The organism is Staphylococcus equorum (genome assembly GCF_001747895.1).
Lineage (GTDB): Bacteria > Bacillota > Bacilli > Staphylococcales > Staphylococcaceae > Staphylococcus > Staphylococcus equorum_A.
Genome location: NZ_LNNB01000015.1, coordinates 1 through 13,008 on the forward strand (window position 1 = coordinate 1; position 13,008 = coordinate 13,008).

General features: G+C 31.5%; 12 protein-coding genes. 7 read left to right on the plus strand and 5 right to left on the minus strand.

The features are described 5' to 3' along the window. Positions 1-307: YSIRK-type signal peptide-containing protein (locus tag AST02_RS07315; RefSeq protein ID WP_176723019.1), on the minus strand; the 307-nt coding region annotated here is incomplete at its 3' end. Between the two features lie 258 nt (positions 308-565). Further along, positions 566-1,573, minus strand: a complete 1,008-nt coding sequence (locus AST02_RS07320; protein WP_002508485.1) for a fatty acid desaturase — start codon at positions 1,571-1,573, stop codon at positions 566-568. A gap of 344 nt (positions 1,574-1,917) precedes the next feature. On the opposite strand from AST02_RS07320, the gene AST02_RS07325 reads away from it, so the two are divergent. Then, entirely contained in the window at positions 1,918-2,403 is a 486-nt protein-coding gene (locus AST02_RS07325) for an SRPBCC domain-containing protein (protein ID WP_069816929.1), read from the plus strand. 103 nt (positions 2,404-2,506) lie between these two features. Here the strand turns inward: AST02_RS07325 and AST02_RS07330 are convergent, their stop codons facing one another. Then, positions 2,507-2,743: a hypothetical protein gene (locus tag AST02_RS07330; protein ID WP_046465040.1), complete on the minus strand. Its 237-nt coding sequence runs from the start codon at positions 2,741-2,743 to the stop codon at positions 2,507-2,509. A gap of 523 nt (positions 2,744-3,266) precedes the next feature. Here AST02_RS07330 and AST02_RS07335 point away from each other — a divergent pair. From AST02_RS07335 to AST02_RS07360, 6 genes are all read left to right on the plus strand, one after another. Further along, positions 3,267-4,223: an NAD-dependent epimerase/dehydratase family protein gene (locus AST02_RS07335; protein ID WP_069816931.1), complete on the plus strand. Its 957-nt coding sequence runs from the start codon at positions 3,267-3,269 to the stop codon at positions 4,221-4,223. A 393-nt stretch (positions 4,224-4,616) separates the two neighbouring features. Beyond that, the gene (locus AST02_RS07340; RefSeq protein WP_069816933.1) at positions 4,617-5,693 is read left to right on the plus strand and encodes a branched-chain amino acid aminotransferase; all 1,077 of its coding nucleotides are present in this window, start codon (positions 4,617-4,619) and stop codon (positions 5,691-5,693) included. Between the two features lie 250 nt (positions 5,694-5,943). After that, complete coding sequence (locus tag AST02_RS07345; RefSeq protein ID WP_069816935.1) at positions 5,944-6,705, plus strand: SDR family oxidoreductase; 762 nt, start codon at positions 5,944-5,946, stop codon at positions 6,703-6,705. A gap of 159 nt (positions 6,706-6,864) precedes the next feature. Continuing rightward, positions 6,865-7,848, plus strand: a complete 984-nt coding sequence (locus tag AST02_RS07350) for an aldo/keto reductase (protein ID WP_069816937.1) — start codon at positions 6,865-6,867, stop codon at positions 7,846-7,848. A 255-nt stretch (positions 7,849-8,103) separates the two neighbouring features. Next, a complete protein-coding gene (locus tag AST02_RS07355; protein WP_069816939.1) occupies positions 8,104-9,084 on the plus strand; it encodes a ketoacyl-ACP synthase III in 981 nt (326 codons plus the stop codon). 238 nt (positions 9,085-9,322) lie between these two features. After that, on the plus strand, positions 9,323-10,063 hold the full coding sequence (locus AST02_RS07360) for an SGNH/GDSL hydrolase family protein (RefSeq protein ID WP_069816941.1): 741 nt from the start codon (positions 9,323-9,325) through the stop codon (positions 10,061-10,063). A gap of 206 nt (positions 10,064-10,269) precedes the next feature. Here AST02_RS07360 and AST02_RS07365 read toward each other — a convergent pair whose 3' ends face one another. Together AST02_RS07365 and AST02_RS07370 are read right to left on the minus strand one after the other, a co-directional pair. Continuing rightward, on the minus strand, positions 10,270-11,148 hold the full coding sequence (locus AST02_RS07365; RefSeq protein ID WP_069816943.1) for a PEP/pyruvate-binding domain-containing protein: 879 nt from the start codon (positions 11,146-11,148) through the stop codon (positions 10,270-10,272). Positions 11,149-11,213: 65 nt separating this feature from the next. Then, entirely contained in the window at positions 11,214-12,866 is a 1,653-nt protein-coding gene (locus tag AST02_RS07370; protein WP_069816945.1) for a PEP-utilizing enzyme, read from the minus strand. Positions 12,867-13,008 lie beyond the last annotated feature (142 nt).

The following is a 13,008-nucleotide window of genomic DNA, read 5'->3' on the forward strand; positions in this document are numbered from 1 at the left end:
TTTCCTCAGTTGCAGACGAAATTCCATTGTTATCTATATTTTTCTCGTCAGAAGATACAGTATCTGGAGAAACAGTATTTTCTTTTGGTGTTTCTGCATTGCTAATAACTAAGTTTTTTTCTTCTTTCGATAGTTGACTGTCATCAACCGTTTCTGAGTGGTTTAAATTATTGCTTGCTTCATAATGTTTTGTTTCTGATGCATGTGCTTCTCCCACATTCCCAATACTTATTGCTAAACAAGTCCCTAATAATACTGATGATGCTCCTAGCTTATATTTCCGGATACTAAATTTTTCTTTTTTCATAACTAACATTCTCCTATTTTAAAATTTAAATAATTAGCTTACCTCGAAGTATTATAAAACAATTTATATGTATAAGCAATATAATAAATTATTATTTTTAAAAAAAAAACAAAATAGTAATTTATTTTTTAGATTTACTATTCATATAGAATTAGTCAATTTAATTTTATAATAATATGGTGTCTTGAATCTTATTTTATGTCATAAAAATATAGACCTTTATTCATTGAATAAAGGTCTAGGTAATATTTCTGATGTTTATGATGGTTGCTTATTTCTAAGTGAAAATTCTTTGAAAGTGATAAAGCGTTTATGACTTTTATCATATAATTTGAATTTTAACGATGTCAGACTTTCTCTAAGCGTAATAGATGTTGCATGATGCAGTGGTGTAACAGTTTCATGAGTTTCCTCTAAAGAGTAGTTTGGAATTCTAGGATTCAAATGATGTACATGATGATAACCTATGTTTCCTGTAACCCAATGTAGAACTTTTGGTAATTTATAGTACGAACTACCATCGATGGCTGCTTTTACATAGTCCCATTCAGAAGCTTCTTCGAAATAAGAATCTTCAAATGTATGTTGGATGTAAAACAACCAAATACCTAACATGCCAGCAATGAAGATCATTGGTGCAAATACTGCAAAGAAATGACCTACACCTAATAGATAAATTAGACCACCGTATACGACTAATAATAAAATATTGTTCATCCAAGTGTTGATGCGTTCTTTCTTTTTAGCGTCTTTTGAATTAAATCGATTAGAAATAAATACTAAGAAAAACGGTCCTAAGACAAACATGACAAGTGGATTACGATAAATTCTATACGTTAAACGTTGGAATTTAGATGCTTCTGTATATTCTTCTACCGTCATAACCCAGATATCACCGATACCACGTTTTTCTAGATTACCACTACCAGCATGGTGAATTAAATGTTCTCTACGCCATTTTCTATAAGGGAAGAGTGTAAGGAAACCAGTTACGTTTCCGAGTAAATCATTGTGCTTTTGTTTTTTTAAATATGATCCATGACAAGCATCGTGAAAAATGATGAAAGTTCTAATTAAAAATATTGATGCGAATATACTACTAATAATTGCTAATGACCAATGCACATTATATAAAAGTCCACTTACTACTAAAATTGCAATAAGGGGAAGTAATGTATTTATAATTTGTATTGTACTTTTCGTGTAGTTAGTTTTTGCGAAAGGTTTTACCATTTTGTTCAACATCTTTTTCTTATCTTTTTCCATATACACCTAACTTTCTTTTACTGAATAAGTTGAAAATAGAGTACATACTCTCACCAGTATTTCACTAAGTGTATATAAATAGAGAGCGATTTACAAACATTTATCCAAAAAAATTGAAAAATTTAAAATAATGAGAAATTTGAAAACGTAAAAGATGCGTCTAATAAGGGATTGAGGAGAAAAATATAGGTAAATTAAATTTAGTTAAGACATATAATAAATATAGGTAAATTAGTAATATTTTATAACGGAAAGGGTAAAATGAATATAGATAAATTATCATGGAGGATTACAAATTTCAGTTTTTCCTAGATGATTTTTGAATTGAGAGGGGAACTTTAAACATGGAAGCACAGTATTCAAAAGATGGACAAGGTGTTTATCAAACATTGAAAATAAATATAGATGCAGATAAGGAAGCAATATTTAATTATCTGAGTACTACTGAAGGAATACAGCAATGGTTTCCGCAACTGTTATTTGAAACACGTGAAGTGCGTGGCAAAATGTATTTTCATTTAGAGGAAGAAGACGATTTAGAAATGACAATCACACATTTTGAAGAAAATAAGGTTCTTGGCTTTACATGGGATATTGGTACTGTGAAGTTTGAATTAAATAGAAAGAATCAGCAAACGGAACTTACATTTATTGAATATTTACCATTTGAATTTCCGCATATTATCTTAGATTTTGCAGGTTGGCAATTCCATATGGAAAGTATAAAAAGCGTTATAGAAACGGGGAAACCGCTAAATTCTCAGGATTATGATTTTGATAGTAAAAATGAAACTATTGAAGCGCAATTAAAGCTAGAAAATGAAAAGTAAAAAGAGCTATTTATTGCATACAAAAAAGACGATCTTATAAACAAAAGGTCGTCTTTTAAATATATTTGGATATTCAAATCATTTTAAGTTTAGATAAATGAACCTACATTGCTATTAGAATCCAAATAATACCTATTAAAACGAGTACACTGAAAACAAGTAACACGATGCCTAAGGTTAGTACTTTATGTGACTGTTGTTTTACACCTATTCTTTCGTTTTCACTACGTTTCGCTTGTTTACTTTGGTCAATTTCAGCTTTACTTTCTTTAAAACAAAAATAACTTAAAACTAATGACATGATTAAAACAGCGAATAAAATAATGATTAAATAAGTCATTATGTCATCCCTCTCACTGCATATTTATTTGTTAATAATATCAGTTATTGTTCAAAATATACATTAAAATACTTGTTATTGAAGTGAATTTTGTGAAGGTGTATAGGGACCGAGGCATCTATATTAACAAGATACTAAATACTATGTTTGCATAGCTAATGCACGGAATTCAATTATACAGTGCGTTCAATCTAATAATATAGTTTATAAGACGCTTTTATTTTCATTGCTAAAGTGATTAAAACGATATTGGCAAAAGTTTTGTACATTGATGCACTACCCCCCTCGCTATTAATGGTAGCAAGGGGGTTTTTACGTTTGAAATAATTTAATTCTAAAGGATATGCGCTTTTATGACCTTGAAATAAGCGCATTTTTAAATTTAACAAAATAAAATATATAAAAGTGTGCACTCAATGTATACAATAAAGCGCTTTTATTGTATAATTTAGTTGAAAATAAGGACTGTGTACGCATGAGAAAAACATTACAGTTTCTGTAATGCACAAGGGGAGATAGAAATATGAAAAAAATTATGATTACAGGTGCTTTAGGACAAATTGGAACTGAACTCGTAGTGAAATGTAGAATGTTATATGGAAATGATAATGTTTTAGCTACAGATATTAAACAACCAGAAACAGATTCAGCGATTGTAGATGGGCCGTTTGAAATATTAGATGTTACTGATAAAGCGCGTATGTCTGAGTTAGTTGAGACATTTAAGCCAGATACAATGATGCATATGGCAGCGTTATTGTCAGGCGTTGCTGAAAAGAATCCATTATTTGCTTGGGATTTAAATATGGGTGGTTTAATGAACGCTTTAGAAACAGCACGTGAATACAAATTACAATTCTTTACACCAAGTTCAATTGGCGCATTTGGACCTTCAACACCTAAAGTAAATACACCACAAGTAACGATTCAACGACCAACATCTATGTATGGAGTGAATAAAGTTGCTGGCGAGTTATTATGTCAGTATTATTTCGACAAATTTGGTGTCGACACACGCAGTGTTAGATTCCCAGGTTTAGTTTCCCATATAAAAGAACCAGGTGGAGGTACGACAGACTATGCGGTAGATATTTATTTTAAAGCTGTGAGAGAAGGTCATTATACTAGCTTTATCGAAAAAGACACATATATGGATATGATGTATATGGAAGATGCAATAGATGCCATCATTCAACTTATGGAAGCGGACGGTGTTAAATTAATTAACCGTAATGCATATAATTTAAGTGCAATGAGTATTGAACCAGAAATGGTAAAAGAAGCGATTCAAGAATTTTATCCAGAGTTCCAATTGGAATATGATGTGGATCCAGTAAGACAGTCTATCGCTAATAGTTGGCCAAATAGTATAGATGTTAGCTGTGCACGCGCAGAATGGGGATTTAATCCGCAATATGATTTAACTAAAATGACTCAAACGATGTTAAAGGCTATCGAAGATAAAGAAACAGTAAGATAATCTAACCTAAAGCCCTCATTCATACAGTAGTGGGGCTCAGAGTGTCAACAAAGTCTCAGGCTTTGTTGACATTTTTTGTGCACGTTTTCCGCGGTCACAGTCTCATCCTGTAGTATTTGGCTCGTGTTTTATTAACGAGTTAGGGTTGGCCCAAATCTCTGCCATTTTTAAAACCAAAAATAACAAACCATTTATCAATATGTGCATAGGTATTGTTGATATACGGGTAATTTATAGACAGGTTGAGATATTATTAATCACAAAATACTTTTAAAAATAAATCGTGTGCATTTTTAGTATATTTGAAATTATTTGAAAATTATTGAACAGTGCCCTGTGGATTGGTATAATTTAAAGTAATACTTTAGGAAATAGCATTAGGAGGAAAAAATCATGTCAGAAAAAATTGAATTTGTACAACGAGAAACACTTAAAGAAAAACCGGATCCAAGTGGTTTAGGTTTTGGAAAATACTTCACAGATTATATGTTAAGTTTCGACTACGATATTGATCAAGGATGGCATGATTTAAAGATTGTGCCTTATGGTCCAATTGAACTTTCTCCAGCAGCTCAAGCACTTCATTATGGGCAAGCTGTATTTGAAGGCTTAAAAGCATATAAACATGATGGCGATGTTGATTTATTCCGTCCGTCTGAGAACTTTAAACGTATTAATAACTCTTTATCACGTTTAGATATGCCGAAAGTTGATGAAGAAGTTGTTTTAGAAGGTCTAAAACAATTAGTAGATATCGAACGTGACTGGGTACCAGAGGGTGAAGGTCAATCACTTTACATACGTCCATACGTTTTCGCGACTGAAGGTATATTAGGCGTACGTCCTTCATACTCTTATAAATTACTTATCATTTTATCACCATCAGGTTCTTATTATGGTGGCGAGTCATTAAGCCCAACTAAGATTTATGTAGAAGATGAATATGTACGTGCTGTTCGCGGTGGCGTAGGTCACGCTAAAGTTGCAGGTAACTATGCGGCAAGTTTATTAGCACAAACAAATGCTTCTGCACAAGGTTACGACCAAGTACTTTGGTTAGATGGTGTAGAGCAAAAATATGTAGAAGAAGTAGGTAGTATGAACATCTTCTTCGTAGAGAATGGCAAACTTGTAACGCCAGAATTAAACGGTAGTATTTTACCTGGTATCACACGTAAAACAGTCATTGAATTAGCTGGCAATTTAGGCTATGAAGTTGAAGAACGTCGTGTATCGATTGATGAATTGATTGAATCACATAATAAAGGTGAATTAACTGAAGTATTCGGTACAGGTACTGCAGCAGTTATTTCTCCAGTAGGCCAATTGAAATATGGCGAAACTGAAATTGTGATTAATAACAATGAAACTGGTAAAATCACGCAAGACTTATATAACAACTACACTGGTATCCAAAGCGGTAAACTTGAAGACCCACAAGGTTGGAGAGTCGTAGTACCAAGATATTAATAGCTAGCCAAAAGGCGCTTCTTTTAAAAAAGAAGCGCCTTTTATGTTTTATATATCTAGTCATTCAAATTGTTTTGTCTGTTTTTCAATATATGATGTTTGTGTCAGCCATACTTGGAAAGCTTATTTTTGTCTCCATTTAGATATGATAGAATATGATATTTTCGCATTGTCCTAAACAAACTTTATTGTTAGACGTATGCTAAAAAAACGACTACACTGATTAAACTTATGTAGAGGAGTGTGCAAAATGGATATAAAGAATAATACAATACTTATCACTGGTGGTGCTTCTGGTATAGGACTTCAGTTCACTAAAAAGTTTTATGAAAATGATAATAAAATTATTATATGTGGACGTAATACTGAAAAATTAAAAAATATTAAAGAACAATTTCCAGAAATAACAACGAAGAAATGTGATATATCTAGTGCTGAAGAACGTTTGGATTTATATCATTGGGTAATTCAAAATTATTCGGATATTAACGTACTCGTAAATAATGCTGGTATCCAAAACCGTTTTGATATTTTAAAAACCAATGTTACAACGAATTGGGAGAACTTAAATACGGAAATAAAATCCAATTTTGAAGCAACGGTTCAACTTTCAACATTATTTAGCCAATACTTTTCTGATAAAACAACAAATTCAAATATAATTAATGTTTCTTCGGGACTTGCTTTCTCACCTATGGCAATTGCGCCAATCTATTCAGCGACCAAAGCTGCAGTACATTCATTTACAGTTAGTTTAAGACATCAATTGTCGAACACAAATACAAGTGTTTATGAGGTTATTCCTCCTGCAGTAAATACTGATTTAGGCGGGGAGAATATTCATACTTCTGGTGCGGATCCTGTTGATTTTATTAATGAAATTTTTGATGGTTTGGTTCAAGGAAACAATGAAATTGGATATGGCTCATCTAAAAAACGCCTTCAAATGTCAAAAGAAGCATTAGATGATTATGCAGAAAAAATGTATCATACTTTGAAAAATACAATATAACTTTAATTTATATAAAGATATAAATTAACAGTAAATGTTTATTATTTTTGCGAATAAAGGGTAAAGAACATGTGTAAAACATAGAAGTATATAAAAATGTAATTAAGTATATAAATAGAAATGGTAAGCTATTTTTAATTTTAAGGGGAGGAAAATTTTATGAAATATCGCGAGTTAGGTAATACGGGCATGATGATCAGTGAAGTTAGTTTTGGCACATGGGCAATAGGTGGTGCATGGGGTAAAACAAATGATGAAGATGCATTAAGTGCTTTAGAGTATGCAATTGATCAAGGCGTGAATTTCTTTGATACAGCTGATGTCTATGGAGACGGTCATAGTGAAGAATTATTAGCCAAGGCAACTGCAGGAAAAGAAGATGAAATATATATTGCAACAAAATTCTGTCGACAAGGAGATATTGCTGACCCACAAAATTATAGTTATGAAACGGTAAAATCATACTGTGAAGACAGTCTGCATCGATTAAACAGAGATACAATAGATTTGTTTCAAATCCATTGCCCTGCTACTGAAATTTTAAAAGAAGGCAGTGTGTTTAAAGTATTAGACCAATTAAAAGAAGAAGGTCTCATAAGACATTATGGGGTGAGTGTTGAGTCAGTTGAAGAAGGTTTAATATGTTTAGAATATCCTAATGTAGCAAGCTTGCAGGTTATTTTTAATATGTTCCGCCAAAAACCATTAGAGGAATTAATTCCTAAAGCTTACCAACAAGGTGTTGGTATCATTACGAGAGTGCCACTTGCAAGTGGATTGTTGACAGGAAAATTTACAGCGAAAACTCAATTTGCTGAAGATGATCATCGTAAATTCAATGAAAATGGCGAAGCTTTTAATGTAGGCGAAACATTTTCAGGATTAGGTTTTCAAAAAGGGGTAGAATTATCTGATCAACTAACATGGATTAAAGAAGGTCGTCCTTCTATGGCAAGTGCAGCATTAAGATGGATTTTAGATGCTAAAGAAATATCTTGTATTAATCCAGGATTTAGAAATGTGAAACAAGTGAAACAAAATTTAGAGGCATTAGATACTAAATCTTTCACAGAGGACGAAAAGCTAAAAATTAAAAACTTTTACAAAGAAAAAGTCGAAGATGCTATCATGGGTACTTATTAATAAATTAAATCGGCAGTGGCTGACTGAATTGAAAATGCACTTATTCTAGTCATTCTTTCCGGGGTGGGACGACGAAATCTTATTAGAAAAATTAGATTTCTTTCCCCACTCCTTTTTGTATTAAATGGTTTATGTAAAAATGTAATTACACTAATATTTTATTGTAAAATCATTTTATTTCACAAATAAAAATAGTATTATGAATAATATAAAATATTATAATTAAATAAAAATTCGATGAAAGGATTTGTTTAGATGCGTTCACTTGCCAAAATAACTGCACAAGGTTCATATGTACCAGAAAAAGTCATGGATAATCAAGATTTCGAAAAAATTGTAGAGACTTCAGATGAATGGATACAACAAAGAACTGGTATTGTAGAAAGAAGAATTACAAATGAAGATGAGTATACAAGTGATATCAGCTATAAAGCAATTCTTGATCTACAAGAGAAATATCAAGTAGATTTAAAAGATGTAGATATGATTGTAAATGCAACATTAACGCCAGATTATAAAACGCCAAGTGTCGCATCTTACGTGCAAGCTAAACTAGGTTTGGAGAATGCAGGTGCACTGGATATTAACGCTGCATGTGCTGGATTTGCATATGGACTTAATATAGCGAATGGACTCATTACTTCTGGACAAAATAAAAAAGTATTGGTTATTGGGTCAGAAACATTATCAAAAATCACTGACTACACGGATCGTAATACGTGTATATTATTTGGTGATGGTGCTGGCGCTTTTTTAGTAGAATACAGTGAAGACGACACTAGTTTTATAGCAAGTAGTGCTGGATCAGATGGTGATAAAGGACATAACTTATATTGCTCAGAATTGTCTGATGCAATGTTTGATGAGGATTTAGAAAATCCAGGTTATATTGTTCAAAATGGCCGTGGTGTTTATAAATGGGCAGTTGGTAATGTACCAAAAATTATTAATGAGACTCTAAATAAAGCAGATATCAATAAAGAAGATTTAGATTGGTTTGCCCCACATAGTGCTAACGCTAGAATGATAGAATCAATTTGTGATAAATCTGGTATAGAAAAAGAGAAAGCATTGATGAGCCTTAAATACTATGGCAATACGTCATCTGCCACGATTCCGCTATCTATAGACTTAGCAGTTAAAGAGAATAAATTGAAAAAAGGCGATTTAATTTTATTAGTTGGATTTGGTGGTGGTTTAGCTTACGCATCAACTTTAATCAGATGGACAATCTAGAAGTGCCTCTCAAAAACTTTTTAAATATAAAAAGAACATTATCGTCTTAGGAACACCAGATTAAAATAACAAGCTAGTTAAATTTATTCTTTTTACTAAATGCGTTTTTAAGAGACAAGGCACTCAAGAGTCAATATTTAGGAAATATTGACTCTTTTTTATTTTTTACTTAAATAATTTTACAGTTGTATTATTAATTTTCAATAAACAAACTGCATGATGTCTAGGGGGCATATAAATGAATAAACTCAGAACAATTTTGCAGGGGACAGGCACATTAATCTCTTTAATCAAAAATACACCGAATATAATTAAAGGTAACAAAGATGAGTTTGAACCAAATGAAAGTTATTTAGATAAAAACAGTAATTTGAATAATAAAAGAATATTGTTTTTAGGTTCTTCAATTACTTATGGTGCTGCATCTAAAGGAAACTCATTTGTAGAATTTTTAAATAAAGAATATGGTGTGGATACAATTAAAGAAGCTCAATCAGGAACGACATTAGCTGGTAAACAAAATTCAAGTTATGTAGAAAGATTAAAAAGTAAGGTTTCTACAGAAAATATATTAGATGGCTTTGTATGTCAGTTATCCACAAATGACGGAAGGTTCAACAAACCTATAGGATCAATCAGTGAATCTTATAGTATTAATGATTTTGATACGGAAACAACCATAGGTGCCATCGAATTTATTATTTCATATGTTAAAGAAAATTGGGATTGTCCTATTATATTTTATACTTGTATACGTGATAAAGACCCTTATTATGAATTTTTGATTAACAAACTATTAGAAATAAAAAATAAATGGGGTGTTCATATTATTGATGTATGGGGAAACAAGAGAATAAATAAACTAGCTAAAGATGACAAAACGATGATGGCGGACGATTCCCACCCAACGCAAAAGGGTTATCGATATTTGTATACACTAATATTCTCTGAAAAGCTTAATGATATATTAAATGATTAAGAGACACCTTTAAAAATAAAAATTATTTTTTGCTGATTTTGCTAATGTTTTTCAACTTAAAGTTTACGAGATACAAAAAACACCCTCCAAAGTTTTCACTTTTTAAGTGTCTACTTTGAAGGGAGCAATCAGTTTATAAACTTGTAGTGCCTTTTATGTGGACAGAACGACTAATAACCATAGTAACTTGAATATAAAATTTAATTTCAAGTAGTAATTGGACGAACTTGTAAAATATAAATTTCATCTTGTTGGATGCCAAATTCTATATCAACAGGGTAACCAAAGGATGATTCTAATTTTTGAGTATACTTTGCTAATTCTTGCGCAATGTAATCATTAATACAATAAGTATTTTTCTCCGTTTCAGTGGTTTCGACTTCAGATATACCTTCTTCACTAGCAAGCATTTTTATTTCTTTTAACCCAAGTTGTTTATCTATTTCAAAAGTGGATTTATTTACAATAAAAGTATCAGGCGTAACCATACCTGACACGATACTTTCTCCTAACCCATAACTCACATTGATTATACATTCATTTAAATTATCAGTTATTGGATTTTGACTAAAAATAACGCCAGACGTTTCAGGAATGAGAAGTCCTTGTATCACAATACTCATAGATAAGTTATTTGTATCAACAGCCATTGTATTAAGATAACTTTGGACGCGTTCTGAAAAAATAGAGGCCCAACATAATTTGATTTTCTGAATAAGATCTTCTTTAGTTTGAACATTTAGATATGTTTCATATTGTCCTGCAAATGAAGCATTGTCTAAATCTTCAGCGCTAGAGGATGAACGTACAGCAACTGCATTGAAGTTTTTCTTAATTAAATTGAAAGCATCTATGATTTCACAGTGAATATTTTCAGGTAGCTTACCTTCAATAATTTTTTGACGAATATTGCTATCATGAAGCGATATTTTATTAAACTCAACAAATTGTTGGAAAGTATTTGGTAAAATAATAAAACCATTTGGTACTGGCCAATTTGCTTGCTTAAGTTTAACTAAATTAAGTGCCTTTGATCCTATAGAATTTGTTATATTTTCTGCGTTGTCGAACGTCTGAGTATACATATGTTAACCCTCTTTGTGTTTTATATATTTTAAATTTTTATAAAGCGTAGCTAGCAATAAAAAATTTACACTCTCTCATCAATTTTTACGCACCCATTTGTGCCTTCAACAGTCACGATATCTCCATCTTTCAACTCACTCGTAGCATTTTTAGTCCCAAGTACTGCAGGTATTTGATATTCACGTGCATTAATCCCTGGATGAGATAGTATGCCTCCAACATTTGTCACAATGGCTCCTGCTCTTAAAAATAGAACAGACCAAGCTGGCGTAGTCATATGTGTTACAAGAATATCCCCATCTTCAAGTTTATTAAATTCATCTTCATTATTAATTATCTTTACAGTACCTGTATATATACCTTTAGAACCAGCTAGCCCCTTAATATATCCAGAAGAAGAAGTGTTTGTCTCTTCATTGTTTGAAGCGTCGCCAGTAGCTCTTTCAGAAATAATATCTAGGTTTTTTTCATTATGAGCAGGTGGGGTGCCATAATATGAAGGACTTTGTTCATTTATATTATGTTGATACTCTAATTTTCTTTCGGAAATTATTTCTGTTAGTGGTTCGGGATGTTTTAGAACTTCTTGAAGTTCATCTAAATATAAATAAAAAATATCTTCAGTTTCATCGATTATCTGTTGATTCACTAAGAAATTACTTAGATGCAAGAGTAATAAACGTGTCTTTGCTGTTGGCATTTCATCCATATAAAAGTGGTGGTCATCATCAAGATTGGATGCATCTAGTGCCCATTGATAATGTGTTTTAAATTGTTCTTTTGTTGTACCTTCTGGTATAGAAGATAAGACTGCTTCGTATTTGTGCACTCTTGTTTCTATAGCTTTTTGGAAACGTTGTTCTACATTTACATTACTACTGATATAACTAGCAATTGTCGTTAAAGGTATGGAAGGTTTTTCAAACCAAGTTTGATCTGTTAATACTCTTGATCTTACGGTTTTATTACCATAGTTACTTAAGAACTTTTGAAAATCTTTTTCGAATTTTCTTCCTGATGGTATTTCATGTAAGTGATTTAATAGTTCTGTGGGTTTAACAGTTTGGAATTTTAACTTAAGATCTTCATCTTCTTTCACTTGTTGTGATAGTTTGGAAAGTGCTTTATCTATTTCTAATGACTTATTCCACACGCCAATGAGCATGTCATAAATAATAGTGACATCTTTATCATCAGTTGCTTGTGCATAAAGTTTTTCTAAATCTTTATGTAATTGGTGATGAGGTAACATGATTTCTGATTGATAAGTAAATGATTTAGGATACATGTCCATGACGTAGTCGAGCATTGTTTGCGCAATATCAAAGGTAACTTCTTGCTCCAACATATCATCTATTTTTTCAAAAAATGGAAAAAAGAAGGTTTCTAGCACATTCTGAAAGCGTGTGTTTAATTCTGGATATATAGGTTGTACAATACTTAAAAATTGGTTGTGTCGTTCATTAATGTCATATTCGATAGGCTCACGTTTCATATAAATATGACTATTTTCAAATCTCGTTTTAATAGCGGGAACAGGCGCTTTAAATTGTTCTAAAGATTGATTTATTGAACCTTGAACTTCATATAGAAATGAAGCAAATAAAGGCTTAATATTATCTGAAAGGATTGAAGTTTGTTCCCAATACCCTTCTTTTTTATCATTATCTGTTAACTGCATCAGTTGTTTATAGTTATCTATCACTTTAGTTTTCACAAAAATTCCTCCTAATATAAAAAATACATTCTGGTAACAACATGATTTAAAGTGTTTTGCAAAAGTAAATTGCTCACCCTTTAAACTACAAAATGTTTGTTATTTAACAATGTATAAATTATATTAACAGGTAAAAATATAT

Excerpts from the sequence above, each read along its gene's own strand:
- AST02_RS07320 (WP_002508485.1), bottom strand. The coding sequence starts at position 1,573 with ATGGAAAAAGATAAGAAAAAGATGTTGAACAAAATGGTAAAACCTTTC.
- AST02_RS07325 (WP_069816929.1), top strand. The coding sequence starts at position 1,918 with ATGGAAGCACAGTATTCAAAAGATGGACAAGGTGTTTATCAAACATTG.
- AST02_RS07330 (WP_046465040.1), bottom strand. The coding sequence starts at position 2,743 with ATGACTTATTTAATCATTATTTTATTCGCTGTTTTAATCATGTCATTA.
- AST02_RS07335 (WP_069816931.1), top strand. The coding sequence starts at position 3,267 with ATGAAAAAAATTATGATTACAGGTGCTTTAGGACAAATTGGAACTGAA.
- AST02_RS07340 (WP_069816933.1), top strand. The coding sequence starts at position 4,617 with ATGTCAGAAAAAATTGAATTTGTACAACGAGAAACACTTAAAGAAAAA.
- AST02_RS07345 (WP_069816935.1), top strand. The coding sequence starts at position 5,944 with ATGGATATAAAGAATAATACAATACTTATCACTGGTGGTGCTTCTGGT.
- AST02_RS07350 (WP_069816937.1), top strand. The coding sequence starts at position 6,865 with ATGAAATATCGCGAGTTAGGTAATACGGGCATGATGATCAGTGAAGTT.
- AST02_RS07355 (WP_069816939.1), top strand. The coding sequence starts at position 8,104 with ATGCGTTCACTTGCCAAAATAACTGCACAAGGTTCATATGTACCAGAA.
- AST02_RS07360 (WP_069816941.1), top strand. The coding sequence starts at position 9,323 with ATGAATAAACTCAGAACAATTTTGCAGGGGACAGGCACATTAATCTCT.
- AST02_RS07365 (WP_069816943.1), bottom strand. The coding sequence starts at position 11,148 with ATGTATACTCAGACGTTCGACAACGCAGAAAATATAACAAATTCTATA.